22 protein-coding genes are annotated in these 25,150 nt (G+C 56.6%); 13 read left to right on the top strand and 9 right to left on the bottom strand.

Features of this window, described 5'->3' with window-relative positions:
• The first annotated feature begins 72 nt into the window (after positions 1–72).
• On the top strand, positions 73–2,163 hold the full coding sequence (locus ABMA60_RS01220) for a TonB-dependent siderophore receptor (protein WP_392797556.1): 2,091 nt from the start codon (positions 73–75) through the stop codon (positions 2,161–2,163).
• A gap of 6 nt (positions 2,164–2,169) precedes the next feature.
• Here ABMA60_RS01220 and ABMA60_RS01215 read toward each other — a convergent pair whose 3' ends face one another.
• Positions 2,170–2,868 carry a response regulator gene (locus ABMA60_RS01215; RefSeq protein WP_392797555.1) on the bottom strand — a complete coding sequence of 233 codons (699 nt, stop codon included), beginning with the start codon at positions 2,866–2,868 and terminating at the stop codon, positions 2,170–2,172.
• Positions 2,865–4,451 (bottom strand): ATP-binding protein, encoded by a 1,587-nt coding sequence (locus tag ABMA60_RS01210; RefSeq protein ID WP_392797554.1) that lies wholly within the window; start codon positions 4,449–4,451, stop codon positions 2,865–2,867. Before ABMA60_RS01210 ends, ABMA60_RS01215 begins: the two co-directional genes overlap by 4 nt.
• A 318-nt stretch (positions 4,452–4,769) precedes the next feature.
• On the opposite strand from ABMA60_RS01210, the gene ABMA60_RS01205 reads away from it, so the two are divergent.
• From ABMA60_RS01205 to ABMA60_RS01190, 4 genes are all read left to right on the top strand, one after another.
• Complete coding sequence (locus tag ABMA60_RS01205; RefSeq protein ID WP_392797553.1) at positions 4,770–5,747, top strand: Bug family tripartite tricarboxylate transporter substrate binding protein; 978 nt, start codon at positions 4,770–4,772, stop codon at positions 5,745–5,747.
• The gene (locus tag ABMA60_RS01200) at positions 5,744–6,202 is read left to right on the top strand and encodes a tripartite tricarboxylate transporter TctB family protein (protein WP_392797551.1); all 459 of its coding nucleotides are present in this window, start codon (positions 5,744–5,746) and stop codon (positions 6,200–6,202) included. Before ABMA60_RS01205 ends, ABMA60_RS01200 begins: the two co-directional genes overlap by 4 nt.
• The gene (locus ABMA60_RS01195; protein WP_392797550.1) at positions 6,190–7,713 is read left to right on the top strand and encodes a tripartite tricarboxylate transporter permease; all 1,524 of its coding nucleotides are present in this window, start codon (positions 6,190–6,192) and stop codon (positions 7,711–7,713) included. The genes ABMA60_RS01200 and ABMA60_RS01195 overlap by 13 nt, the downstream gene beginning before the upstream one ends.
• A 158-nt stretch (positions 7,714–7,871) precedes the next feature.
• Positions 7,872–8,060, top strand: coding sequence for a (2Fe-2S)-binding protein (locus tag ABMA60_RS01190; RefSeq protein WP_392797549.1), 189 nt, complete (start codon positions 7,872–7,874; stop codon positions 8,058–8,060).
• Between the two features lie 80 nt (positions 8,061–8,140).
• Here the strand turns inward: ABMA60_RS01190 and ABMA60_RS01185 are convergent, their stop codons facing one another.
• A complete protein-coding gene (locus tag ABMA60_RS01185; RefSeq protein WP_392797547.1) occupies positions 8,141–8,788 on the bottom strand; it encodes a hemolysin III family protein in 648 nt (215 codons plus the stop codon).
• A 255-nt stretch (positions 8,789–9,043) separates the two neighbouring features.
• Between ABMA60_RS01185 and ABMA60_RS01180 the strand changes: the two genes are divergently transcribed.
• The 4 genes from ABMA60_RS01180 to ABMA60_RS01165 are packed head-to-tail and all read left to right on the top strand — an operon-like array spanning position 9,044 to position 14,692.
• Positions 9,044–11,485 (top strand): glycoside hydrolase family 2 protein, encoded by a 2,442-nt coding sequence (locus tag ABMA60_RS01180; protein ID WP_392797545.1) that lies wholly within the window; start codon positions 9,044–9,046, stop codon positions 11,483–11,485.
• A 42-nt stretch (positions 11,486–11,527) separates the two neighbouring features.
• Positions 11,528–12,547: a LacI family transcriptional regulator gene (locus ABMA60_RS01175; protein WP_392797543.1), complete on the top strand. Its 1,020-nt coding sequence runs from the start codon at positions 11,528–11,530 to the stop codon at positions 12,545–12,547.
• Positions 12,544–13,494, top strand: a complete 951-nt coding sequence (locus tag ABMA60_RS01170) for a carbohydrate kinase (RefSeq protein ID WP_392797542.1) — start codon at positions 12,544–12,546, stop codon at positions 13,492–13,494. Before ABMA60_RS01175 ends, ABMA60_RS01170 begins: the two co-directional genes overlap by 4 nt.
• Before the next feature lie 10 nt (positions 13,495–13,504).
• Positions 13,505–14,692, top strand: a complete 1,188-nt coding sequence (locus tag ABMA60_RS01165; RefSeq protein ID WP_392797540.1) for an AGE family epimerase/isomerase — start codon at positions 13,505–13,507, stop codon at positions 14,690–14,692.
• Between the two features lie 73 nt (positions 14,693–14,765).
• Here the strand turns inward: ABMA60_RS01165 and ABMA60_RS01160 are convergent, their stop codons facing one another.
• Positions 14,766–15,230 carry a carboxymuconolactone decarboxylase family protein gene (locus ABMA60_RS01160; RefSeq protein WP_392797538.1) on the bottom strand — a complete coding sequence of 155 codons (465 nt, stop codon included), beginning with the start codon at positions 15,228–15,230 and terminating at the stop codon, positions 14,766–14,768.
• A 149-nt stretch (positions 15,231–15,379) separates the two neighbouring features.
• On the opposite strand from ABMA60_RS01160, the gene ABMA60_RS01155 reads away from it, so the two are divergent.
• Complete coding sequence (locus tag ABMA60_RS01155; protein WP_392797537.1) at positions 15,380–16,177, top strand: helix-turn-helix domain-containing protein; 798 nt, start codon at positions 15,380–15,382, stop codon at positions 16,175–16,177.
• A gap of 81 nt (positions 16,178–16,258) precedes the next feature.
• Here the strand turns inward: ABMA60_RS01155 and ABMA60_RS01150 are convergent, their stop codons facing one another.
• From ABMA60_RS01150 to ABMA60_RS01140, 3 genes are all read right to left on the bottom strand, one after another.
• Positions 16,259–16,705, bottom strand: coding sequence for a hypothetical protein (locus ABMA60_RS01150; RefSeq protein WP_392797535.1), 447 nt, complete (start codon positions 16,703–16,705; stop codon positions 16,259–16,261).
• 111 nt (positions 16,706–16,816) lie between these two features.
• Positions 16,817–17,491: a response regulator gene (locus ABMA60_RS01145; RefSeq protein WP_392797533.1), complete on the bottom strand. Its 675-nt coding sequence runs from the start codon at positions 17,489–17,491 to the stop codon at positions 16,817–16,819.
• Positions 17,488–18,876: an ATP-binding protein gene (locus tag ABMA60_RS01140; RefSeq protein WP_392797531.1), complete on the bottom strand. Its 1,389-nt coding sequence runs from the start codon at positions 18,874–18,876 to the stop codon at positions 17,488–17,490. The genes ABMA60_RS01145 and ABMA60_RS01140 overlap by 4 nt, the downstream gene beginning before the upstream one ends.
• Before the next feature lie 165 nt (positions 18,877–19,041).
• On the opposite strand from ABMA60_RS01140, the gene chrA reads away from it, so the two are divergent.
• The 3 genes from chrA (at position 19,042) to ABMA60_RS01125 (ending at position 23,449) form a co-directional block, all read left to right on the top strand.
• Positions 19,042–20,211, top strand: coding sequence for a chromate efflux transporter (gene chrA, locus ABMA60_RS01135; RefSeq protein WP_392797529.1), 1,170 nt, complete (start codon positions 19,042–19,044; stop codon positions 20,209–20,211).
• Positions 20,212–20,378: 167 nt separating this feature from the next.
• Positions 20,379–22,301, top strand: coding sequence for a bifunctional 2',3'-cyclic-nucleotide 2'-phosphodiesterase/3'-nucleotidase (locus ABMA60_RS01130; RefSeq protein ID WP_392797528.1), 1,923 nt, complete (start codon positions 20,379–20,381; stop codon positions 22,299–22,301).
• 272 nt (positions 22,302–22,573) lie between these two features.
• Positions 22,574–23,449 (top strand): hypothetical protein, encoded by an 876-nt coding sequence (locus tag ABMA60_RS01125; protein ID WP_392797527.1) that lies wholly within the window; start codon positions 22,574–22,576, stop codon positions 23,447–23,449.
• Here ABMA60_RS01125 and dut read toward each other — a convergent pair whose 3' ends face one another.
• Both dut and coaBC read right to left on the bottom strand, forming a co-directional pair.
• Positions 23,450–23,908 carry a dUTP diphosphatase gene (gene dut / locus ABMA60_RS01120; RefSeq protein WP_392797526.1) on the bottom strand — a complete coding sequence of 153 codons (459 nt, stop codon included), beginning with the start codon at positions 23,906–23,908 and terminating at the stop codon, positions 23,450–23,452.
• Complete coding sequence (gene coaBC, locus ABMA60_RS01115) at positions 23,905–25,131, bottom strand: bifunctional phosphopantothenoylcysteine decarboxylase/phosphopantothenate--cysteine ligase CoaBC (protein WP_392797524.1); 1,227 nt, start codon at positions 25,129–25,131, stop codon at positions 23,905–23,907. Before coaBC ends, dut begins: the two co-directional genes overlap by 4 nt.
• Positions 25,132–25,150 lie beyond the last annotated feature (19 nt).

Raw genomic sequence — 25,150 nt, 5'->3', positions numbered from 1 at the left:
AATAATTACTATTATCGTTGTAATTTAAGCGAATTTTCAAACGATACACACCTGTTCGTTATCGAGGTTTTCATGGCTGCTCCTGCATTTACCCGACCGGCTTCGCTGGTCCGGGCTATTGGTTTTGCTCTCCCCTTGTCGGCTCTGGCCGGCTCGAACCTGGCATTCGCTGAAGACGAGACAAGCGAATCACCTTCGTTAAACGCTGTCGTGGTTTCAGGTACGGCGTTAAAAGTAGAAACACCGCTGCTCGAAACCCCGCGGCCCGCTTCCGTTGTTCAGCGTGAAGAGTTGGAAGAACAGGATGTTCAGGCGGTGGATGAGGCGTTTCGTTACCGCGCTGGCGTCGTTAGTGGTCAATACGGTGGCGATAACGATGCCGACTGGCTGAAAGTGCGTGGTTTTGACCAGTCTACTTATCTTGATGGCATGCGCATCTTCAAAGATGGCTATTACTACTGGGTTGCCGAACCCTATGGCCTGGAGCAAATCGATTTGCTGAAAGGCCCTTCGTCCAACCTTTATGGCGAAGCGCTGCCAGGAGGTCTGGTAAACCTGCAAAGCAAGCGGCCGACGGATGAACCTCAGGGGCGTTTTGACCTGCAAGTAGGTAACCGTGAGCACCTTCAGGTCGGCATTGATCAGTCTGATGCGGTGAGTGACAGTGTTCGCTATCGCCTGGTGGCTCTTTATCGCTCTGAAAATGGCGACATTGATTACACCGAGAGCGAGCGCCTCTACGTTGCACCCAGTCTGGAGTGGGACATTAACGATGCGACTAGCCTGACGGTCTTGGCCAGCGTCCAGAAAGATGATGCGGTTCCTTACAATGGCTTTAAGCCAATCGTCGGCACTATCGATACCAGTGGTGGCCAGATTGATCCTTCGACCTTTTATGGCGAGCCCGATTACGACACCAATGATCGGACTCAGATATCTTTGGGCTATGAGTTCAGCCACGAATTCAACAACACTTGGCGTGTAGAGCAACACGCTCGCTACAGCGAGTTGGATCTGTTTCTTCGTTCGACTTATTTTGCGGTAGCCGATGGTTTGTCGGCTGGTCGTGGTCATCTACATCGTGACGGTCGCATGGAAAGTTGGAGTTTAGATAATCAGTTCATTGGTGATTTTAGTTTTGGCCAGTTTGAAAACACCTTACTTTTAGGGGTGGACTACCAAGACGTAAACAAGCGCGGAACTCAGTACGATAGTTATCCATCTACGGATAATAATGGGAATATCACTGACCCAGGAGATTTTGGCCTAGTCGACCTATTCAACCCAGCCTACGGTAACTATACCCCTGTAGCCGATAGTGACCTGAGTGACGTTTCCGTAACCAAGCAGCAAATTGGTGTCTATTTGCAGCAGCAGGTTCGCTGGAATGATCGCTGGTTGGCACAGGCTGGCGCGCGTTATGACTGGGTTAATACGGAAAACCGGGAGTCATCGGAAACCTCCGAGTTGGAAGCTTCTTCCTTTTCTGGTGGTTTGATGTATGTATCCGAGCTGGGCATTTCTCCTTACCTGAGCTATACCGAATCCTTCGAGCCGACCACCAGTGCCAATATCAATGGCGATCTCTACGAGCCGCGCCAGGGCTACCAGCTGGATGTCGGGGTGAAGATTGCACCCTTGGATATCGATGGCTATGTCACTGCGTCGGTCTTCCAGATCGAAGAAGAGAATGCCCTGGTCCGTAATGGCAGTGGCCAGATCGTTCAGGACGGCTCCACTCGCCACGCCACCGGTTTTGAGGTTGAAGGCGTGGGTTATGTCACCGATGCGCTGCAGCTGATGGCCAGCTATACCTATAACGATGCTTATACTGACGACGGCAGCAGCGAAACCGGCGTAGCCATCATCCCGACTCATCAGGCTGCGTTATGGGCGGATTATGCGTTTAGTGGCGTATTGAATGGCTTGAAGTTGGGCGGCGGTGTCCGATTCGTCGGCGAAACAGAATATGAGGCGGGTGATGTTACTGTACCTTCCTACACTCTGTTCGATCTGATGACTGGCTATGCTTTTGCCGATGGCTGGCAAGCTCAGGTCAACGTGAAAAACCTGACCGATGAAGAATATGTCGCCTCGTGTGACTACTGGTGCTACTACGGCGAAGCTCGCAAAGCGACCGCCAGCATGAGCTATCAGTGGTAATCCCCATCACTGATTAACATCAGCCGCACCGGGGCGATAACGTCGTTCCGGTCGGCCGACGCTGCCATAGTTGACTTCGGCAACCAGCTCACCGGCGCTGACCAGATATTCCAGGTAGCGCCTTGCGGTGGTGCGCGACGCGCCGATGCGTTGCCCCACTGCCTCGGCGCTCCAGGTGCCGTCTTGCTGTAGTACCTTGCGGATGGTGTCGAGCGTCAGTGCATCGATGCCTTTGGGCAGTCGTTCGGGTTCGTTGCCGGTGTCGTTGTGGCCGCGCGGCAGCAAGGCATCCACTTCCTTTTGCGCAACCCTTTCCAGGTTATCCAGCCGATCCCGGTGTTGCCGGTAATTATGAACGGCTTCTTCAAGTCGTTCGTACACCAACGGTTTGAGAATGTAATCAAAGACGCCGCCGTGCAGCGCTGAACGCAGGGTGTCGACTTCACGCGCGGCGGTGATCAGGATGATGTCGGTGTGGACGTCTCGGGCGCGTAGCTGACGCAGTAAATCCAGGCCGTTGCCGTCGGGGAAGAACACGTCCAGCAACATTAAATCCGGTTGGAAGACATCGACCAGGTCGGCTGCGTCGGTCAGGTTGTGGGCGATGCCGCACAGTTCGACATGCTCCAGTCGCTCCACAAAACGGCGCTGGATTTCCGCAATTTGAGGGTCGTCTTCAACGACGAGCAATTTTAAATGTCTCATGCGTCGGCCTCTGCTTCCGGCTGTTTCGGCAGGTATAAGGTAAAGCGACTGCCCGATTGCAGCACTTCCAGGGTAATGGAGCCACCCCAGCGGGCAACGAAGGAGCGCACCAGGTGCAGGCCCAGGCCGTGGTTGGTATCGCTTTTGGTACTCACGCCTTTCTCAAAGATGCGTTCACGTTGTTCGCTGGGAATACCGGGACCCTGATCTTCCACTTCAAAAATCAGGTCGTGACCCAGGTCGGTCATGCTCAATTGCACCTGACCGCCATTGGGTTTCGATTGGCGTGTGGCTTCCAGTGCGTTATCGATCAGGTTGCCGACCACGCTGACCAGTTGGTCACGCGGCAGGCTCTCCGGCAACTCGGTCATGCGACTGCCTGGATCGATGACCAACGACAGTCCCATTTCCCGCGCGCGGTTGTATTTACCGAGCAGACAGCCAGCCAGTACTGGATCCGGCACCGCCTCCAGCAACAGTTGAATCAACGCCTGGTGATCGCTGACTTCGCTGCCGATCAATGCCAGGGCTTCGTCGTGTGCGCCCAGTTGGATAAGGCCGGCGATGGTGTGCAGCTTGTTGGAGTATTCGTGGGTTTGGGAGCGCAGCGTATCGGCGTACTGCTGAATGCGAGTCAATTGTCGACTGACCTGGTCCAGTTCATCGCGCAGCCGAAATGAGGACACTACGCCAATCAGGGCGCCGTCCTGTTTTACGGGCAAACGGTTGACGATCATCAGTCGGCCGTTGAGCCAGACTTCCTGATCGAATTGCGATTCGCCGCTGTCCAGAATCGGCAACAGTCCGCTGTCGGGTACGATTTCGTCAATCTGGCGGCCGACCAGAGTGGTGTCTGGCGCCAGGCCGAGGGTTTCAATGGCGGTGCGGTTGACGGTGGTGATCTGACCCTCGCGGTTCACGGCAATGATGCCTTCGCGAACCGACTGTAAGGTGGCATCCAGTTCTTCGAACAGCCGGGCAATCTGTTCCGGCTCCAGGCCAAAAATCGCTTTTTTGAAGCGACCGGCAATGATGGTGGCTGCAGCGACACTGGCCATCAGCATCAGCGTCATGGCCAGGATCAACACCAGCTTATAGCGATTGATGGTGGTGCGGACCTGGTCCAGTGAATAGCCCACCGAGACCAGCCCGATGATGTCGTGGCCGCTGTCGTCGAATACCGGCGCCTTGCCGCGCATCGACTCGCCCAAACTGCCGTGTGCCTTGTTCACATAGGCGCGGCCATCCAGCAGGGCTATTTCCCCGCTGTCGCCATCATCGTCGGCCATGGAGTGTCCGATGCGATCCGGGTTGGGGTGCGCCAGTCGAATGTTGTTGGCATCGCCGATGACGATAAAGAGGGCTTCATTGGTGCGGGCGAGTTTTTCACTCAGTCGCTGCAGTGCAGTGGAGTCCCGTTGTTCGATGCCGTTGATGATGCCCGGCATGGCGGCGATGGTTTTGGCGACCATCAAGGCGCGTTGGCCAATCTGATCGTCCAGGGAGCGGCTGAGGTATTGCCAGGCGAAGCCGCCGATCAGCCCGGTCTGAACAGCACTGACCAGACCCAGGACCAATATCATGCGGGTTTTCAGTTTTAATTTTCTAAACACGACAGCGCGCTTCTATCTAATAGTTGTTCGTGGGAGGCCGGAGCGGTCCAGTGATACAGGTTGGACAGGTCGATCACGGTTCCGAGCGCTGGTTAAGCGTAACGGAAGCCATTTTTGATTGCCCGTGAACAAAATGAACTAAAGTGCCTTTATAACCGATAAAGGCTTTACGTCCATAAGCTGGTCGCATTTGCTTGCTCGACCTAACGTCCGGTCAGGCCACGGCCGCCCTCGGTCAGTGGCCGGTTGCGTCCGGCAGCCTACAACAACAACGAAGAGGACAATCCAATGAAGCTCAAGCAAAGTCTTGCTTTGCTGGCGGCGCTCGCCGTCAGTGCAACTACCCTGGCCTGGGAGCCAAGTGGTCGTGTTGAATGCATCGCACCGGCAGATCCGGGCGGTGGCTGGGATTTTACCTGCCGCAGTGTCGGTCAGGTATTGGAAGACCTGGACCTGGTTTCGGGTAACGTCCAAACCACCAACATGGCAGGCGCCGGTGGCGGTGTTGCCTTCGCTCATACGGTCAGTAAGCGTAATGATGACGACCAACTGTTGGTCGCTGCATCAACCGCTACCACCACTCGTCTGGCTCAGCAGCAATTCCCGGGCATGAACGCAGGCATGGTTAAGTGGGTCGGTGCGCTGGGTGCCGATTACGGCATCATCGCGGTCGCTAATGACTCCGAATACCAGAACCTGAATGAACTGATGGACGCGCTGAAAGCCGATCCACGTTCGGTCAAATTCGCCGGTGGCAGCGCCAACGGTGGCTGGGACCACCTCAAAGCACTGATTGCTGCCAAGGCAGCGGGCGTTGAGAACCTGCCGCGTATTCCTTACCTGTCATACAACAACGGCGGCGAAGCCATGACTCAGGTCATCGGTGGTCACGTTGATGCATTCACCGGTGATATCAGTGAAGCCACCGGCTTTATCGAATCCGGTGACCTGCGCGTACTGGCGGTGCTGTCAGAAGAGCGTCTGCCGGGTCGTCTGAGCGACATCCCGACCGCACGTGAGCAAGGCATTGATGCGTTGGGTCCGAACTGGCGTGGTTTCTACATGCCGGCCGATGCCGATCCGGAAGCTCAGGAATACTGGGTTGCAGCGATCGACGAGCTCTACGCCAGCGACGAGTGGGAAGCCGTCATGGCTCGTAACGGCCTGATTCCGTTCCACCCGCCGGCGAACGAGTTCGAAAGCTTTGTGACCGACCAGGTTGCTGATATTGAACAATTGTCACGTGAGATCGGATTGCTGAGATGACCGCACGCGGAGATCGTTTGCTCGGCCTGGCCTTATTGGTCCTGGCCGTTGCCTACGGTTGGGCCGCCCAACACTGGCCGCCGCCCTTCGGCGGCCAAGAGGCGGTTGGACCGGATACCTTTCCCACTATCCTGTCGGTGATACTGGCGCTATCAAGTTGTTACTTGATCGCCAAACCGGATCCGGATACCGATTGGCCAGGCCGCCATACACTGGTGGAGCTGGCCGTTGCTGTCTTGGTGCTGATTGTCTACGCCTTGCTGCTGGAAGTGCTCGGTTTTGTAGTGGCAACCACTCTTGCAGTCGGCACGCTGTGCTGGCGTATGGGTGCGCGTCCCAAAGGTGCCTTCCTGACGGGCCTGATTGGCGCAGTAGTGGTGTTCATTCTGTTCAATTATCTGCTGGAACTGTCTTTGCCGGCGGGGCTGCTGGAGGTTGAACGATGGATACATTGAACTTCCTGATGCAAGGTTTCGCCGTTGCATTGCAGCCGCAAAACCTGATGTTTGCGCTCTTTGGTGCCTTTGTCGGTACCTTGATTGGCGCATTACCGGGCCTGGGTCCGGCGAACGGCGTCGCCATTCTGATTCCCTTGGCATTTACCCTCGGCTTATCGGCTGATACGGCCATGATTTTGCTGACCTCGGTATATGCCGGTGCCATGTACGGTGGTCGCATCTCGTCCATTCTGCTGAACATTCCCGGTGATGAACCGGCGATGATGACCTGTCTGGACGGTTATCCGATGGCGCAGAAAGGCAAGGCGGCAGAAGCGCTGGCAATTTCCGCCATCGCCTCCTTTATGGGCGGCCTGGTCGGAACTCTTGGTTTGATTCTGCTGGCACCGGTCCTGGCGCGTTTTGCCCTGACCTTTGGTCCGGCGGAGTACTTTGCTTTGTTCTTGCTGGCCTTTGCCACCCTCGGTGGTATTACCGGCAAGAACCCGGTGAAGACCATTGTTGCTGCGACGCTGGGCATCATGATTTCGACCGTGGGTATCGATTCCACCGGTACCCAGCGTTACACCTTCGGTATTCTGAAGCTGTACGAAGGCGTCGATTTCATCCTGGCCATCGTTGGTCTGTTTGCCATCTCTGAGTTGCTGCTGTTTATCGAAGAGCGTGCCGGTGCGGGTCGTAAGCTGATCAAGGTCGGCAAGCTGGTGCTGCGACCTAAAGAAATCATCGCTACCTTGCCGACATCCATGCGCGGCGGCGTCCTGGGTTTTATCGCCGGGGTGCTACCGGGTGCCGGTGCCTCTTTGGGCAGCTTTATCAGCTATACGCTGGAGAAGCAGTACCTGGGCAAAAAGGGCAACTTTGGTGAAGGTGACCCGCGCGGTGTGGCCGCACCGGAAGCCGGTAACAACGGTGCTTCCTCGGGTGCGTTGGTGCCGATGCTGACGCTGGGTGTTCCCGGCAGTGGTACCACTGCGGTGTTGTTGGCGATGTTGATCTCGCTGAACATCACCCCGGGTCCACTGATGTTCACCCAAAATGCGGACATCGTCTGGGGCGTTATTGCCGCCTTGCTGATCGGTAACCTGGTGTTGCTGGTGCTCAACATCCCGCTGGTGGGCTTCTTTGTGAAGCTGCTGTCGGTACCGCCGATGTATCTGCTGCCGGTGGTGACCATGGTGGCCTTTGTCGGCATTTACTCGATCAGCCATTCGACCTTCGATCTCTATTTCATGGTGGCCTTCGGTGTTGCCGGTTATCTGCTGCGCAAGCTGGAAATCCCTTTGGTGCCTATTATTCTGGGTCTGCTGCTGGGGCCGGAAATGGAGAAAAACCTGGGACACGCCATGGTGTTGTCTGATGGTGACTGGTCCATTCTGTGGGGCAGTCCGTTGGCCGCAGGTCTTTGGATTCTGGCCGCTCTGGGTTTGGTTCTGCCTTATCTGGTAGGCCCGATCCTGCGTCGTCGCATGCGTCAAAGCATGACCGAAAGCCAGACCAGTGATTGATAGTATGCTGTTCTGAAAAGCGGCCAAGTGGCCGCTTTTTTTGGGTTCTGAGAACGACAAAAACTTACAGTTTTGATAACTCGAAACGCTTGTTAATAATAACGATTCGTATTAGATTTGTTATTCACTATCCAGCGTTAACAGGGTTGATCAGCACGATGTACGTCTGCGTTTGCAAAGGGGTCACTGACCGCGACATCGAAAACCTCGCCATCGAAGGTGCCGACTACAGCGAAATCCGTCGGCAGCTGGGCGTTGCTACCGATTGCGGCTCCTGTGGTCAAAGCTGTAAGCAATTGCTGAAAGAATTCGAGTGGTCGGCAACGGCTGACTTCACTGCTGCCTGACGATTACTGCTGCGTCGATTAAGGCTGCAGATACAAAAAACCCGGCTAAATGCCGGGTTTTTTTATGGCTATTGATCGCCTCAGAGAATGACGTAAAACAGCACTGTAAAGAAATGCAGCACGCTACCCGTCAGCACAAACAGGTGCCAGATGGCGTGGTTGAACGGCAATCGCTTCATGCCGTAGAAGACCACGCCCAGAGTATAAGACAAGCCGCCGGCGACCAATAATCCGAGCCCACTGGGCGGCAATATTGCAATTAACGGGCGGATGGCGATCACAATCGACCAGCCCATAAACAGATACAGGCCGACCATCAACCAATGGAAACGGCGCAACGACGTCAGATGAACCACAGTGCCGAGCAAGGTGAGTCCCCAGACGATACCGAACAAAGTCCAACCCCAGGGGCCGCGCAGGGTCACCAGGGTGAACGGCGTATAGGTGCCGGCGATCAGGTACAGGATGGCAATGTGGTCAAAACGGCGCATCAATAAGCGCACGCGCGGCGCCTGGATGGCGTGATACAGCGTTGAGGCGCTGTACAGCAGAATCAGCGTCGCGCCATAAATGCTGGCGCTGACAATCTGCCAGGCATCGCCATAGAGACTGGCCAGTACGACCAGAATCACCAGGCCGGCGACCGATAAGACCGCGCCGATGCCATGCGTCAGACTGTTCGCCCACTCCTCGATAATGGAGTAAGTGGGTAACTTAGTGGTGGACATGTTTTATTTCCAAAAGTCCTGAAGTCGCCTATAGAGTGCTCGCTTTCTGTATAAATTCAATGACGCTCGGCCTATTTTTTGCCTTCAGGACATAATCAGTAGCAACAGATTGGTATCTGTTCGGTCCCAGTCCTACGTTAAATCATAATCGAAACGTTAAAATCCTCCCCATAGCGCTTTGAATCTTTTTATTTGGCTGGCAAACTGCGAAAAATCGTAACGTTAAGATTTTTCGGCTATCCAGGGGTGAAATGCATGGCTTCAGACAGAGGTTCCCGCTTATTGCAGCAGGGTTGGACGTTGTACCGGGCCGATCAGCCGGGCTCGGTTTTCCCGGCTACGGTCCCGCTGGACGTGCATCAAATCCTGCTGGCGGCCGGTGAGATTCCGGACCCATATTGGCGTAACAATGAGTCGGCGGTGCAGTGGGTGCATCAGCACGACTGGGTGCTGGAGACCGAATTTGCAATCACCGAGGCGGACCTTGCTGATCAGGTGACGCTGCGTCTTGCCTTTGTGGATACCCATGCCAGCGTCGCCATTAACGATCAGCCGGTGGGCGAACTGGCCAACTTCTTTCGCCGTTTCGATCTTGATGTTCGCCCGGCGCTCCATGTCGGCACCAATCGTTTAACCATCACCCTGCACGATAACGCGGTCTTGGCGGCAAAGCGCGCCGAACAACAACCCTTCCCGGTTCCCTGGGCAGAGATGAATAACCAGATCCCACACATGAACCTGGTGCGCAAAACCCAATGTGATGCGGGTTGGGACTGGGGGCTCTGTCTGCTGTCGACCGGCGTCTATGTGGCGCCCGAATTAATAATGCATCCGGGGCGTCGACTGGACACGGTGCGGGTCGATCAACAGCATGACGCCGATTGTGTCCGTTTAAATATTACCGTCGATACCACGGGTCCCGCCGACGTCAGCGAACAAATCGAGCTGTCGCTGACCGATGCCGAACCCATCCTGCTAACGCTGCCGGCCGGTCAGAACCAGGCGCAGGCGACGCTGGTTGTTAAGCATCCGAAGCTCTGGTGGCCAGCCGGTTATGGTGAGCAACCGCTGTATCGACTGAGCGCTCGTTTGGGCGCTCAGCAATGGCAGCGGAATATCGGTTTGCGCTCACTGCATTGGGATCTCAGCGAAGACGCGGCGGGCAATCGAATGGCGGTGGTGGTTAACGGCGTCGATATCTTTGCAAAAGGCGCCAATTGGATACCGGCGGATGCGTTCCCCGCCCGTCATCAGCCCGAACGTTACCAGCAACTGCTCGGCGATGCCGTCGCCGCCAACATGAATATGGTGCGCGTCTGGGGTGGTGGTTTTTATGAGCACGACGCTTTTTACGACACCTGCGAACGGCTTGGTTTGCTGGTTTGGCACGACCTGATGTTTGCCTGCGCGCTCTACCCCAGCACGCCAGCCTTTATCGATGACGTCCGACCGGAAGTCGATTACCAGGTTCGCCGCCTGCAATCCTATGGCTGTATTGCTTTGTGGTGTGGCGATAATGAAGTCATCGGTGCCATCGATTGGTTTGAGGTATCGCGCAATAACCGGGACCAATATCTGGTCAACTACGATCGCCTCAATCGCGTGCTCGATGAAACCGTCGCTCAAGCGGACCCGAGTCGAAAATTCTGGCCCAGCTCACCGTGCAACGGTGAATTGGATTTCGGCGATGCCTGGCACGACGATGGACGCGGCGATATGCATTTCTGGGATGTCTGGCACGAAGGCAAATCCTTTTCCGCCTACACCGACATCAAACCGCGTTTCTGTTCCGAGTTCGGCTATCAGTCATTTCCGTCTTTGGCGTTGATCGAGTCCATCACTGACCCAGGTGATCGCAATGTCACCAGCCCTGTCATGGAAGCGCATCAGAAAAACCCCGGCGGTAATTCCCGCATCGTGGAAATGTTCACCCGCTATTTCCGTTTCCCGGTCGGGTTCGATCAATTCCTGTACCTGAGTCAGGTACAGCAATCGCTGGCGATCAAAACCGCGGTTGAATACTGGCGCTCGCTGCGGCCCCATTGCATGGGTACGCTCTATTGGCAGTTGAACGATACCTGGCCGGTGGCGTCCTGGAGCAGTCTGGAATACGGCGGGCGCTGGAAGCAATTGCACTACCACGCCAAGCGATTCTACCAACCCATTCAGTTGTTTTTTATTGGCGAAGGAGCGCAAAAACAGTTGGTTGCGGTCAATGACAGGGCCGAACCGGCGCAACTGGATGGCAGCTGGCGGGTGTTGACTCTGGATGGCGACGTTGAGCGCAAAGAAGTGATTCAGCGGACGCTTGCAGCGGGCGAAAGCGCTGTGATCGCCGACATCGAATCTGCACGTCCCGATCAACAATTTGTTGTCGCCCAGGCGACGGCTCTTTCCGGCGAGCAGCACTTCGATTGCGACGCCACTGGCTATTTTTCGCTGTGGAAATCGCTCGATCTGCCCATCGCCAACGTCAGTGTTAAAGAGGGTCAGGATGGAGGTAATAGCTGGATTGAGCTGAGCTGTGATCGACCGGCGCACTTTGTCACTCTGTCGGCGCCGACGGCGGGTCATTGGAGCGATAACAGCCTGACCTTGTTGCCGGACGAGCCGCGTCGGCTCTATTGGCAGGGCGATGATCGCCTCAATAGTGCGGAATTGCGTGTTGACCATTTAGAACGCAGTTACCGGAGCTGATGGCGTGAACCCAGCTCAATATTCTGCACAGAGGCTGTTCGCATGATGCGCGCCCGCACTACGTTAAAAACTTTAGCCCGACATCTGGGCCTGTCGATCACCACTGTGTCGCGGGCATTGAAGGACGGCCCGGAAGTGCGCCCCGACACCATCGCTCGCGTCAAAGCCGCCGCTGCCGAACTGGGTTATCGGCCCAATCAGTCGGGCATCGGTTTGAAGACCGGCAAGACCCACGTGATTGCGCTGATTCTGCCGGTGTTAAGGCCCGGCGAAGTCGTTGGTGATGTGGGCACCGGTCCTTTGATTGAAGGGCTGACGGCCGCACTGGCGGAAACGCCCTATCAGCTCACCATCATTCCCAGCCGCAGTGATCAGGATGAACTTGCGCCCGTGCGTATCCTGGTGGAGCAGGGTTTGGCCGATGGCGTGGTGCTGACGCTGACCGAAAGTCAGGATAAGCGGGTTCGGTTTCTCGCCGAAGCGGGCCTGCCCTTTGTCACCTTCGGCCGGACTGAGCTGGCGCTGCAGCATCCGTATGTCGATATGGATAATGTCGATTTCAGTCGTCGCGCGGCCGATCATTTGCTGGATCGAGGTCGGCAACGGCTGTGTCTATTACTGCCTCCGTCGCGTTATCTGTTCGCCTGGCATCAGCGCTTAGGTTTTATGCACGCCCATCAGGCAAGAGGTATCGCCGTAGATGAACAGCAACAGTTGTTGCCACAAACGGCCGACTTTGATCCGCGCGCTCTGGCGCGCCAATTAGCCGCCAGCAACACACCGCCGGATGGCTATATCTGTGGCAATGAAATCACCGCCATGGGCGTGCTCGCCGGCCTTAGCGATGCCGGACGCAGCGCAGATGTGGTAGCGTTAGAGACTTCAACCCTGGCGGATTATTTCCACCTGCCGGTCGATGGATTTAGGCAAGACCTGCATCACACGGGTCGGCAACTGGGTCGGGTATTATTAACCGCCCTGTCGGAGGACGCTCCGATGAATGAACTCCAGGTGATCGATACCGCCTGTTTTATCAACCGTACGGATCCAACAACAAGATGAAACCCATACTTTGTTTCGGCGAATTGCTGATCGATTTTCTGAATTTTAACAGCGCCCACGAAGGCGGTTTTGACCTGCCCGAGTTTCGCCAATATCCCGGTGGCGCGCCCGCCAATGTGGCCGCAGCGGTTGCCCGTCTGGACGCTCCGGCGCGTTTTATCGGTCAGGTTGGCGATGATCGGTTTGGTCGCTTTCTGACCGACGCCATGGTGCAGATGGGTGTCGATATGCAATTTCTGGGCGTGCATCCCAGCGCTCATACGCCCCTGGCTTATGTCTTTCTCGATGGCGAGGGCGAACGCAGTTTTGAATTCCTGCGCAAAGCGTCAGCGGATGTATTGATGACACCGGAAGATCTGCCCATCCCCGCCTTCGACGGCGCGGGCCTGTTTCATTTCTGCTCCAACACCCTGACTGACGTGGCCATCGCACGGACCACCGAAGCGGCCATCGCCCAGGCACGTCGAGTCGGCGCGACCATCAGTTTCGATGTAAACCTGCGCCATAACCTCTGGCCAAAAACAGTGGTGGACCCAGCGGTGATCGATCGTTTTCTGCGTCTGGCTGACATCGTCAAAGTCTCTAAAGAAGAAGCCGACTGGATCGAAGCCAGCGGCTTCCCGCTGGATGAATGGCTCGATACCGTCAAAGCGGTTTGGGTGACCGACGGAGGTGGCGACATTCGGGTGTTGACGCGCGATGGCGATTTAGTCGTTACGCCGCCGACTGTTAAAGCCGTCGATACCACCGCCGGTGGCGATGCCTTTAGCGGTGGTCTGCTGCGTGCGCTCAATGGTCGGGAACTGAGCCAGTTGAGCCGGAGCGAGCTTGAGCAAATTACCCACTTCGCCGCGGCCTGTGGTGCCAAAGCCGTCAGCCGCGCTGGCGCACTGCCATCTCTGCCAACCTGGTCTGAAGTCAGCGATCGCTGGCCGTTCGACGCCTGAGGAACATTCGATGAATTTTTATGAAAGCGATTTTCTGGTGGACCATCTGAAGTCCATTCTGGCGTTTTACGACCCGCGCGTGGTCGATTCCGGCGGCGGCTATTTCCAGAATTACTACGACGACGGCAGTCTGTTTGACCCGGGCTTTCGTCAACTGGTGTCTTCAACCCGCATCATCGTCAACTATGCTCAGGCCGGTCGCTTCTTCGATCGAGCCGATTACCTGAGCATTGCCCAGCACGGCCTGGATTATTTGGAGCGTGTGCACTGGCGCGAAGAAGCTGACGGCTATGCCTGGACGCTGCGCGATCATCAACCCGAAGACATGACCCAGCAGGCTTACGGTTACGCCTTTGTACTCTTGGCGTACGCCGCTGCCCGCCAGGCCGGACTGGTCGATAATGCGCCTTTGGCAACCACCTTCGAGCAACTGGAGCAGCGTTTTTGGCAAGCCGAATACGGACTCTACGCCGACGAAATCAGCGCCGCTGGTGTGCTCAGTGATTACCGCGGCCAGAACGCCAATATGCATCTGTGCGAAGCCATGATTGCCGCCTTCGAGGCCACTGGCGAAAAGCGTTATCTGGACCGGGCAAAAACCCTGGCGCAGAACATAGCGGTACGTCAGGCCGACCAGACCGACGGGCTGATTTGGGAGCACTACAAAGCGGATTTCAGCATCGACTGGGACTACAACAAGGACGATCCGAAAAACCTCTATCGCCCCTGGGGTTTCCAACCGGGTCACCAGACTGAATGGACCAAACTGCTGCTGATGCTGTATCGACACGCACCGGAAGACTGGATGCTGAAGCGCGCTAAATCACTCTTCGATCGCGCCTGGGAAACCTCCTGGGATGCCGATCATGGTGGCCTGGTTTATGGCTTCGATCCCGAAGGCCAGTGGTGCGACGACGACAAGTATTTCTGGGTTCAGGCGGAGAGCTTTGCCGCCGCCGCCCTGCTGCATCAGGCGACAAACGACGACAAATATCTGGAGCACTATCAGCAGCTGTGGCAATACAGCTGGGATCATTTTGTCGATCATCAGTACGGTGCCTGGTTCCGTTTGTTAACGCGCGACAACAGCAAAGTTTCCAACGAGAAAAGTGCTGCTGGTGCCAAATGTGATTACCACACTCTGGGCGCTTGTCTGGAAGTATTGCGGGTTCAGGGTCTGACAATAGCGCCGGTTTAAGCGCTTTAATCTGCACAAAAACGGGTGTCGATGGACACCCGTTTTTTTTGCGCAGTCAGTTCTGAGAGTGCAATTAATAGGGCGATTGATAGTCGCCGACGGCTGCCTGAAAGCTTACCGCAAAGCGATTCCAGGCGTTGATGGTGGCGATGGCCAGCGTTAAATCCACCAATTGGGATTCGCTGAATTGCTGACGCGCCTGTTGATAAACGGCGTCATCGATGTTCTGGGTCGATACCTGGGTGGTAGCTTCAGCCCAGGCCAGAGCGGCACGTTCGCGATCGGAAAAAAACGGCGTTTCCTGCCAGGCATTGAGCGCGTAAATACGCTGCTCAGTTTCACCCAGAGCGCGGGCGTCCTTGGTGTGCATGTCCAGGCAAAAGGCACAACGGTTGATCTGAGAAACGCGAATTTTAACCAGCTCGATCAGACGTTTTTCGACGCCGGCTTCGCTTTGGCTTTGCGTAGCCAGATAGCTTTCCAGTCCCAACATGGCTTTCATGGCGCCAGGGCTGGCGGATTGAAAATCAAAACGCATGGTCGGTCTCCTGTGATGTTTGGAGACGCCAAGATAATCGGCCTAAGTGCGACCGGATTGTAGAAAATCGACATCCTGATGCGAGGTTAGAACGGTCTGTTTTGACAGGCTAGAATGTCACTATCAGAACCGTTGAGACGGTCACAAAGATGTCGCTACGCTTAAACACGGCCCCCAGGCTGCAAGGATTTTTCCGCCGGTCACCGACGCCTGCGTTGTTGCCTTATGTGCAGAATTTTTGGTGGCTCGACATCGACGATTGGCACCAAAGCCGTTCGCATTATCTCTACGCAGACGGCGGCAGTGGGGTCATTTTTAATCTGGCGGCGCCCGTGCAGATTAACGGTGCTGTCGTTGATCAATCGGCGCTGGTCAGTGGTCCGGTGATGCACAGCACTCAAGTGCAGTTTGGGCGGCAAGTTAAGCTGGTGGGTATTCGCTTCCAGCCTGGTATGGGACATCCTTTTTTTGCGGTCGGCTTGGACGAACTGACGCTCGAAGACAGGGTGCCCGGTTTGTCACTGGGGCGGCTGGCCGAACAACTCAGCGAATGTCGCCACCGCGATCAGCAACAAAGGCTGATCGAACAGGCGCTGTTGGATCGGTTGCGCCAGTCTGGTTTCAAGCCAGGGCCGGTGCATTCGTTACTCACACGCATCAGCCAGACAGAGGGCAGCCTTCCGTTGGCTAAGCTGCTGCAAGAGATTCCACTGAGTCAGCGCCAGTTGGAGCGGCAATTCAAACTGCTGGTGGGTTTGTCGCCCAAACAATACAGCCGGGTGCAACGCGTTGGTCGAGCGCGCTGGCTATTAAAACAAACAGAGAAAGTGTCGTTGCTGGATGTCGCCTTTTCATCGGGCTACTTTGATCAGGCGCATTTTATTCACGATTTCAAAGCGGTGCTGGGCTTAACACCGGGTCAGTATTTGAAAAATATTCAGACCTAAAGCGACCCCAAAAAAAGCCCACCTAAAGGTGGGCAACTCGAGAAAACCGGTGGGGGAATCGGCCGGCTTACTGCTTTAACCTCACTCCGCCGGTGCCGGCGGCATTGGCTGGCCACCAAACTGACCGCGACCGTGGCGACCACCACCCAGCATCGGTCCGTGGAACTCCAGATAGGTCATCAAGTCTTCAACCTGAGTGGCGCTGAGTACGGTTCCTAACTGATCCGACAGCGCAGTACGAGCCTGTGCACGCAGCTCCGCAAACTCTTCTTCCGACGGCCGGCCGGCTCCGGAATCACGACGGGCCTGCATGGCCTGGCGTTGGTCGTCGCGGAAGTTGCGCATGACGTCCAGCACTTCTTCGGCCTGGTCGTCGCTCAGGTTCAGTTCGTTAAAGATATAGCCGAAGCGTTCGGCCGGGTCGGGCTGACGGTCATTGCCACCCCAAGCCAAGGCGCTGCTGGCGCCGGCTGTCAGAGCCACGGCCAGAGCGGTGGCGATCAAGGTATTGCGATGTGTTGGTTTCATGATCTGTGCTCCTGAATAGCGCAGGGCCTGTGCCCCGGTGATGTTCAGTCTCGCCGCCTTATTCGCAGCGAATATGGAGCCAGGATGCACGACATAACCTTTACCAACTGCTTATTCGTACTTGTAGCCAGCGCCATAAACCGAGCGAACAAATTCTTCTTCCGGTGCCAGCAGTTGCAGCTTACGACGCAGGTTTTTGATGTGGCTGTCGATGGTGCGATCGCTGACCAGGCGCCGATCGGGATAGATGGCATCCATCAGTTGGTCACGCGAAAAAATACGGCCGGGATGACGCATTAACTCCGCTAGCAGCCGGGCCTCTAAAGCAGTCAGCTCGACTTTGCGATCACCAAAGCGCGCTTCATTGGCGCTTTCGGGTAATTCCAGATGAGTACCTGTTTCCGTTTCGTTGCCATTATTGAGGCCGGTGCGCCGCAGTACGGCTTTAACCCGCGCCACCACTTCTCGCGGGCTATAGGGTTTGCAAATGTAGTCATCGGCACCGAGCTCCAGACCCAGCAGACGGTCGATTTCCTCGACTCGGGCCGTGGTCATGATAATCGGTGTGGTCAGAGTCTTGCGGATCTCGCGGCACAGTGTCAGGCCGTCGGTGCCCGGCAGCATCAGGTCGAGCAGAATCAAGTCTGGTTGATGATCGGCCAGCCAGGGCAGAACCTCATCGCCGCGGTGACACAGATGAGTGTCGTAGCCGTCGCGATGCAGGTAATCGCGTACCACCTCGGCCAATTTGGTCTCGTCTTCGACGATCAGAATCAATGCGCTCATGCGGTTTTCCTCAACGGCAGTTCAATGATGAGCGTCAGTCCGCCCAGCGCTGAATGACGCGCCTCGACGTGCCCCTGATGCGCACTGACGACGTTATGCACGATGGCCAGACCCAGGCCGGAACCGCCGCTGGCGCGATTGCGTGAATCTTCTACCCGGTAGAGGCGGTCAAACAGCCGGGCTAAGGCAGCGTCGGGAACACCCGGGCTCGAATCGGACCATTCGAGCCGGGCGTACTGGTCAGTGCGACTCAGGCTGACACTCACCTGGCCCGGCGCATCGGTATAGCGCAGGGAGTTTTGCGCCAGGTTGGTCAGCAGTTGGGTCAGTCGATGGCTGTCGGCCTCAATCAGCATGGGGGCGTCGACCGTTTTGAGTGTCAGCTGCAAACCGCCGCGATCGAAGGCCGCTTGCTGATGACTGAGGACTTCCTTTAAGAGCTCAGTGAGTTCCAGAGGCTCGCGTCGATAACTGAGCGCTCCGGCGTCCGACAACGACAGTTCGTGCAGGTCTTCCACCAGAGCACTGAGTCGTTCGACTTCCTGATACAGCGAAGTGACGGTGTCCGGGCTGGGTTGGCGCACGCCATCCTGAATGGCTTCAAGCTCGGCGCGCAGCACCGCTATGGGCGTGCGCAGCTCGTGAGAAATATCGGCAATCCAACGTTGTCGGGCATTAAGGTTTTTCGCCAGCGTCGTGGCCAGATGATTAAAATCGCGCGCCAGGTCGGCCAGTTCATCGCTGCCGGTGACGGCAATTTGAGTATTGTAATCACCGCCGGCCAGTCGGTGTGTAGCGCGTTGCAGGCGGCTGATCGGTCGGGTTAAAACGGCGGCAAATGGCAACGCAACGGCGACTGACAACAGCAAAGCCACCAAAGCAATCCAGCGCAGTTGCCGACGTTGTTGATCGGCAAAGACCCGGTCGAACTCTCCGGTCAGGCGCAGGCTGGAAGGTACACCCAGTTCGCCGATGCGTTCGCCGGCGCTGTTTTCAATTGGCAGCCAGGTGCTGAAATGGCGGGGAATGGGTGGGCCGGCAATCAGCGCTCCCTGGGCATCACGCAGTTGCAACGGCGGGCCGCGAAAGCGTCGGCTGGGTGACGGCGAAGCCGTTTCAGCCTCGCTATCGGGCCGGCCAAATAAGAAGGGTTTAATTAAGGTTGCCCAGCGGAAGTTATCCATCGACTGCCAACCACCCTGGTCGGCATAGTCTTCGGCCAGCGCCTCGATCAATGGCGCCAGCCGTTTGCTCTGCACCGCTTCCTGATAGTTTTCAAAGCTGGTGCTGAAGGCCTGGTTGTTGGCGACCACAATGGCCAACGTCAGCAGAGCGTTGGCCAGCAAGATGACCGCCAGTACCTGATAACGAAGTCGAATACGCATAGAGGTTGGTATTAAGGAATCCAGTGCACAGCATAGTCGGCGATTGTGCAGCCGGTGTGGAGTGCCGAATGCCATGAAAGTCGAATGCCATAAAACAGTCATCGACCTTCGCAACAATGATCGGTTGGTTCAGTAACTGTTGGTTCAATAGCAAGGGTGATTCGGATGACGCAACGCTTATCGACCGCTGGCAAGGCCCTGGTGGTAGGCCTTCGCTTTTTTGTGCTCGGTTGCTTGAGCTTTGGGGGGCCGGCTGCTCATCTGGGGTATTTCCGGCGGACCTTTGTCCAGCGTCTGGGTTGGCTGGATGACGACGGCTATGCGCGTCTGGTTGCACTGGCCCAGTTTCTGCCCGGCCCGGCCTCAAGCCAGGTCGGTTTTGCCATCGGCTTGCAGCGCGCGGGTTTGTTCGGTGGGTTGGCGGCCTTTGTCGGTTTTACCTTGCCGTCTTTTATGCTGATGACTGCGCTGGCGATTGGCAGTCGCAGCTGGTTGGACCAAGCCTGGTTGCCCGCTGTGATCTCGGGTTTGAAGTGGTTGGCGCTGGTGGTGGTGGCCGATGCGGTGATTGGTCTGTTTGTGTCGTTTTGCCGACGAAGCTTAACCCAGTCGATAGCGCTGGTGACTGCCGCTGCGGTGTTGGTGTCGCCCTGGGTTTGGGTGCAACCCTTGTTGCTACTGGTTATGGCTTTGGTCGGCGCCCGTTTTCTGGTTGCCGATTCTATCCAGTTGAATACTACAACCAATGGCCGGATCAAACTCTGGCCGCTGATTGTTTTTGCGCTGGTCGTGTTAACGCTCTTTATCATTCGCAGCGTCCCGACCGATCTGGCGTTGCCGTTTTTCTCGGCCGGCAGTCTGGTGTTCGGTGGCGGTCATGTGGTGTTGCCGCTGTTGCAGGCGGGCGTCGGTGCTGCGATCGATGCTGACCAATTCCTCTTTGGCTACGCCAGTGCTCAGGCGATGCCGGGTCCGCTTTTTTCCCTGGCGGCTTTTCTGGGCGCGCAGTTGCAGCCGGAGCAACCCTGGTGGGGTGCTGCTGTGGCAACGCTGGCTATCTTCCTGCCCGGATTTTTACTGCTGTTGGCGCTGGCCGATATCTGGCAAAAACTGGCTCAGCGCCCACGCTTAGCCGGCGCACTGGCCGCTATCAATGCGGCGGTTGTTGGTTTGTTGCTGGCGGCGCTGTATCAGCCTGTGTTTGTGTCCGCTATTGATGACGCGACGGCCTTGGCGTTGGCGTTACTGGCGTTGGTTGGGCTGCGGTTTTTGCGTTGCCCGGTGCTGGTGTTGGTGGCTGTGGCGATCGCTCTGGGATGTTTGGGTTGGGTGTGAGCTGGTCCGGTTTTGTCGTCGCTTTGTCATTCGTTCTTGCCAAGATGGTTGGCCTTTGGCATTAGTTGACCGCAGGGTCAAAAAGGGTCGAATAGGACGCCCGGCGTGATCGTTTACACCAGGATGCCGGGTCTTTCGCTGAACCAACCAGTAAGAAGGCATTTGCCATGAACAGACTGACAACAGGAATCGCCATACTGGCGGCGCTGAGTGCTAGCAGTGTCGCCCATGCAGCCAGGGTGGAATTGCGGTTGATGGAAACCACCGACATTCATATGCACCTGGTCGACTACGACTATTACTCAGACCGTACCAACGTCACCGTGGGTCTGGCACGAACGACGGCGCTGGTGAATCAATCGCGTATGGAGGCGACCAACTCGGTATTGGTCGATAACGGCGACCTGATTCAGGGTAATCCCTTGGGCGATTACGCCGCTAAAGATCGCAAACTCGAAGACGGCGAAATCCATCCGGCCTTTAAAGCGATGAATTTGCTCGACTACGATGTTGGCAATATCGGTAACCATGAATTCAATTACGGCCTGGAATTTTTAGAGCAGTCGTTGGCCGGTGCCGAATTTCCCTACGTGGTTGCCAACGTGGTCGTGGACGATGGTGATGACGACCCGAGCAACGACGAACCCTACTTTCAGCCCTACGTGATTCTCGATAAAACCGTTGCCGACACCGACGGAGAATTGCATCGGTTACGAATTGGCTACATCGGTTTTACGCCACCGCAAATCATGGTCTGGGATCAGGCGAATCTGACCGGCCGGGTGCAGTCGCGCGATATTGTCGAGACGGCGGAAAAGTACATTCCGCAAATGCAGGCCGAGGGTGCCGACATCATTGTTGCCATTCCGCATTCAGGCATCAGCGGCAGCGTGCGCCAGGGTGGCGATGAAAACGCCAGCCGCTATCTCGCTCAGGTCGATGGCATCGATGCCATTATGTTTGGCCATTCCCACCGCGTCTTTCCGGGCCCGGGTTACGACGGCATTGAAGGCGTTGACGCTGAAGCCGGCACGCTGTTCGGTGTGCCTTCAGTCATGCCCGGTTTCTGGGGCAGCCATCTGGGCATTATCGATTTGACGCTGGAAGGCGAAACCGGCGACTGGACCATTGTCGCCAGCCAGGCACAGGCACAACCTATCTATGAGCGCCGTGATGGCGAGACCGTCGCCCTGGTGGATGCCGTACCGGAGATTGTTCGCGCCGTCCGTGCCGATCATGAAGGAACGCTGAACTATATGGCGCAGCGTGTCGGTGAAACCACGGCCAACATTAATTCCTACTTTGCGCTGGTGCAGGACGATCCCTCGATTCAAATCGTTAACAACGCTCAGCGCTGGTACGTTGAACAGATTGTTGCCGGCACCGAATACGATGGCATGCCGATTTTGTCGGCGGCGGCGCCTTTTAAAGCCGGCGGTCGCGGCGGTGCGGATTACTACACCGAAGTACCGGCTGGCCCGATTGCGCTGAAAAATGTGGCCGATCTGTACATCTATCCGAATGACTTAAAAGTCGTTGAGCTCAGCGGCGCGGAGGTTGTGGAATGGCTGGAGCGGGCCGCCGGTCAGTTCAACACCATCGACCCCGAGGCCAGCGGTGAACAATCCTTGGTTAACGACGCTTTCCCCAGCTATAACTTCGATGTCATTGATGGCCTGAGCTACCGCATCGATGTCACCGTGCCGCCGCGCTATGACGGTGAAGGTAATGTGATCAACGATGCACACCGTATCGTCGATGTGACCTATCAAGGCCAGCCCTTGGATCCGCAGCAGCGCTTTCTGGTAGCGACCAACAATTACCGCGCGGGCGGCGGTGGTTCTTTCCCGAACCTGGATGGTTCGACGGTGGTGATCGATGCCCCGGATAAAAACCGCGATGTGGTCGCCAACTACCTGCTCAGTCAGGGCACCTTGAATCCGTCGGCGGACAACAACTGGCGTTTTGCCGACTGGGGCAATGCCGAGGTGGTTTTCCAGACTTCGCCGCAAGCGCAGCGGTTGATGCCGGCGCAGGTTGCACCGCTGCGTCAGTTGGACAGCGGTTTTGTCCTGTACCGTTTTGATTGAGCACAGACTTTAGTGCCCCTCCCGCCGCCTGAATCCGGGCGGCATTCTCCCTCTTTAAAAACCGGCACCCCAAAAGGTGTCGTTTTTGTCCGCCTTGCAGCCGCTCTAGAATGGGCTATTGGTCGTACTAACTGTTAGACATGACAACAAAAAGCGAAAAGACGGTATTGTGAATGGTAGTTGTTGCCGATAGCGTGACTGGAACGGAGCGTGCCACATAACAGGCGGCTGCGAATGGATGGGTAAGGCGGCATGGAAGTCGATCTGAACGGATGACAACAACGGTGGCTATGAATCCGAATTCACGCTCAAACCCCATTGCACTTGATGGCGTAGATTTCAGCGAAATCGAGGGACAGTTCAACGAGAACGTTGGTGCTTTTCTGGCGCAGGTTCGTCATATGAACCAGCAGAAAATTCCGGCCTTGATGAATGCCTTATCGGTATCCAAGAAAACCTATCTGGAAATGGAAAAAGGCAAGCGCCAATACCGCATGCACATCATTGCCTGGTGGAGCTTTGTCATGGGCTTGTCGCCCCTGCATATCCTGGCGCAGTCCGATTATTTTGGTCACTTGCCGATTGGCGATTACCGCAATATCCGCCAGATCAAATTGGCGCTGCTGCTGCAGCGGGTTCCGTCATCGCAGTCGATGGAGGCGTTGCGCGGCCTGATTGATGATTGTCCGCGTACCATTCACCGCGATATTGATCGTTCGATGCACATCTCCATCGAAGAGATGGAAGAGGCGCGCCGCTTTCTCTATTCGGATGATTATTACCTGATGATTGCCGACGCCATGCGTCGTTTTATCACCCAAAACGGTTTCACCCGACGCGAATTTGCCGACTTTTTGAGTGTCACTCAACGCACGGTGCGGCGTATTCTCAAGGGTGAAGTGGCGCTGAATTACAGCTATTACGCACGCTTTTATCTATCGACCGGTGTCTATCCGCTCACGGTGGTGGAAGAACCGGCTTATATGAGAGTGCGCCTGAAGCTCGAGCAGCGCTTCTTTCTGATCAACGATCTGATCGCCGGCTACGGCAGTCAGCCCGAACGTCTCGATGAAGCGCTGGTGCAATTGGGTGAACAGCCGGCCGATGCTTATTGGCGCTCGCTGTTTACCCAACAGCGTGAAGACTGATCAGTGACGACCGGTGTGCCCGAAGCCGCCGGCGCCACGATCACTGACCTCAAAATCCTCGACCCATTCGAATTCCGCCTGCACCACGGGCACCAAAACCAGTTGCGCCAGGCGTTCGCCGGGTTCCAGTTGAAAGCTGGTTTGGCCGCGATTCCAGCACGACACCATTAACTCGCCCTGATAATCCGAATCGATTAAGCCCACCAGGTTGCCCAGCACGATGCCGTGTTTATGGCCGAGGCCAGAGCGCGGCAGAATCATGGCGGCGTAGTTCGGATCATCGATATGAATCGCCAGGCCCGTGCCGACTAAAGTGGTCTGTCCCGGTTCCAGCGTCAGCGGCTCATCCAGACAGGCGCGCAGATCGAGACCGGCAGAACCTTCGGTGCCGTAGCTGGGCAGAGGGATGCTGTCGCCCAGACGAGCGTCGAGTTTTTTGATTTTCAGGCGGTGCTTCATTCGGTGTCCTGTATCGGTGGCAGTTGGGTGGCAAATTGTTCGATCAGCCAGCGCGCTACCTGGGCCTTGCTGGCCGGGCCGAAGGCTTCGCTGCGTTGTGCGCTGACCAGCAGGATGTCGTTGAGGTCGCTGCCAAAACCGATGTCGTTGCGCGACACATCGTTGGCCACGACCCAGTCGACGGCTTTCTTCTCCAGCTTGGCGCGGGCGTGACTTTCCAGGTTTTCAGTTTCAGCGGCAAAGGCGATGACCTGCTTGGGTCGTCGCTCGCTGTTGGCGACCCCGGCAACGATATCCGGGTTTTCGATCAGTTCCAGCGTCAGACCATTCTGACCTTGGTCTTTTTTAATTTTCTGGGTCGGCACAGACGCCGGCCGATAATCCGCTACGGCCGCAGTGGCAATAAACAAATCCACCGCGTCCAGATTGGCCTGGGCTGCGTCGTCCATCTCTACAGCCGTGGTCACATCAAGCCGCTTAACTCGCGGTGGCGTGGCGAGCTTTACCGGGCCTGCAATCAAGGTGACGTCGGCACCGGCTTCGGCAGCTGCAGCGGCCAGCGCAAAACCCATCTTGCCGCTGGAGTGGTTGCTCAGGTAGCGCACCGGGTCGATGGCTTCGCGCGTTGGCCCGGCGGTAATGACGACTTTGCGCCCGGTCAGAAAACCGGCGCTGAACGCCCGCGCAGTTAGCTCGGCCAGCCCGACCGGTTCCAGCATCCGGCCCGGGCCAATATCGCCACAGGCCTGCTGGCCGGCATCGGGACCGAACCAAAGAGTGCCCGGTTGCAAGGTGGTGAGCTTTTCGACGTTGGCTTGAGTGACCGGGTTAAGCCACATTTTCTCGTTCATTGCCGGTGCCAAAGCCAGGGGTGCACGGGTGGCCAGGCACAGAGTGGTCAGCAAGTCATTGCCCATACCCGAGGCGAGGCGGGCAATAAAGTCGGCCGTCGCCGGGGCAACCAATAACAGATCCGCCCAGCGCGCCAGCTCGATATGACCCATGCCCATCTCAGCTTCTTCATCGAGCAGACTGCGATGCACCGGATGGCCGCTGAGCGCTTGCAAAGTCAGGGGGGTAATAAATTCCTGAGCCGCCTCGGTCATCACTACTCGCACTTCGGCGCCGGCGCGAATCAGCTCGCGCACCAGCTCAGCCGACTTATAAGCGGCGATGCCTCCGGTGATACCGACCACGATGCGTTTTCCGACCAGTGTTTGCATGCCAAGGTCCCGCCTTTCA

Source organism: Saccharospirillum sp. HFRX-2, from assembly GCF_043196805.1.
Taxonomy (GTDB): Bacteria; Pseudomonadota; Gammaproteobacteria; order Pseudomonadales; family Natronospirillaceae; genus Saccharospirillum.
Note: the sequence above shows the minus strand (reverse complement) of the source record. Positions and strands in the feature narration are given on the sequence as shown.

Coding starts and splice junctions, on each gene's coding strand:
- ABMA60_RS01220 (WP_392797556.1), top strand. CDS start 73: ATGGCTGCTCCTGCATTTACCCGACCGGCTTCGCTGGTCCGGGCTATT.
- ABMA60_RS01215 (WP_392797555.1), bottom strand. CDS start 2,868: ATGAGACATTTAAAATTGCTCGTCGTTGAAGACGACCCTCAAATTGCG.
- ABMA60_RS01210 (WP_392797554.1), bottom strand. CDS start 4,451: ATGATATTGGTCCTGGGTCTGGTCAGTGCTGTTCAGACCGGGCTGATC.
- ABMA60_RS01205 (WP_392797553.1), top strand. CDS start 4,770: ATGAAGCTCAAGCAAAGTCTTGCTTTGCTGGCGGCGCTCGCCGTCAGT.
- ABMA60_RS01200 (WP_392797551.1), top strand. CDS start 5,744: ATGACCGCACGCGGAGATCGTTTGCTCGGCCTGGCCTTATTGGTCCTG.
- ABMA60_RS01195 (WP_392797550.1), top strand. CDS start 6,190: ATGGATACATTGAACTTCCTGATGCAAGGTTTCGCCGTTGCATTGCAG.
- ABMA60_RS01190 (WP_392797549.1), top strand. CDS start 7,872: ATGTACGTCTGCGTTTGCAAAGGGGTCACTGACCGCGACATCGAAAAC.
- ABMA60_RS01185 (WP_392797547.1), bottom strand. CDS start 8,788: ATGTCCACCACTAAGTTACCCACTTACTCCATTATCGAGGAGTGGGCG.
- ABMA60_RS01180 (WP_392797545.1), top strand. CDS start 9,044: ATGGCTTCAGACAGAGGTTCCCGCTTATTGCAGCAGGGTTGGACGTTG.
- ABMA60_RS01175 (WP_392797543.1), top strand. CDS start 11,528: ATGATGCGCGCCCGCACTACGTTAAAAACTTTAGCCCGACATCTGGGC.
- ABMA60_RS01170 (WP_392797542.1), top strand. CDS start 12,544: ATGAAACCCATACTTTGTTTCGGCGAATTGCTGATCGATTTTCTGAAT.
- ABMA60_RS01165 (WP_392797540.1), top strand. CDS start 13,505: ATGAATTTTTATGAAAGCGATTTTCTGGTGGACCATCTGAAGTCCATT.
- ABMA60_RS01160 (WP_392797538.1), bottom strand. CDS start 15,230: ATGCGTTTTGATTTTCAATCCGCCAGCCCTGGCGCCATGAAAGCCATG.
- ABMA60_RS01155 (WP_392797537.1), top strand. CDS start 15,380: ATGTCGCTACGCTTAAACACGGCCCCCAGGCTGCAAGGATTTTTCCGC.
- ABMA60_RS01150 (WP_392797535.1), bottom strand. CDS start 16,705: ATGAAACCAACACATCGCAATACCTTGATCGCCACCGCTCTGGCCGTG.
- ABMA60_RS01145 (WP_392797533.1), bottom strand. CDS start 17,491: ATGAGCGCATTGATTCTGATCGTCGAAGACGAGACCAAATTGGCCGAG.
- ABMA60_RS01140 (WP_392797531.1), bottom strand. CDS start 18,876: ATGCGTATTCGACTTCGTTATCAGGTACTGGCGGTCATCTTGCTGGCC.
- chrA (WP_392797529.1), top strand. CDS start 19,042: ATGACGCAACGCTTATCGACCGCTGGCAAGGCCCTGGTGGTAGGCCTT.
- ABMA60_RS01130 (WP_392797528.1), top strand. CDS start 20,379: ATGAACAGACTGACAACAGGAATCGCCATACTGGCGGCGCTGAGTGCT.
- ABMA60_RS01125 (WP_392797527.1), top strand. CDS start 22,574: ATGACAACAACGGTGGCTATGAATCCGAATTCACGCTCAAACCCCATT.
- dut (WP_392797526.1), bottom strand. CDS start 23,908: ATGAAGCACCGCCTGAAAATCAAAAAACTCGACGCTCGTCTGGGCGAC.
- coaBC (WP_392797524.1), bottom strand. CDS start 25,131: ATGCAAACACTGGTCGGAAAACGCATCGTGGTCGGTATCACCGGAGGC.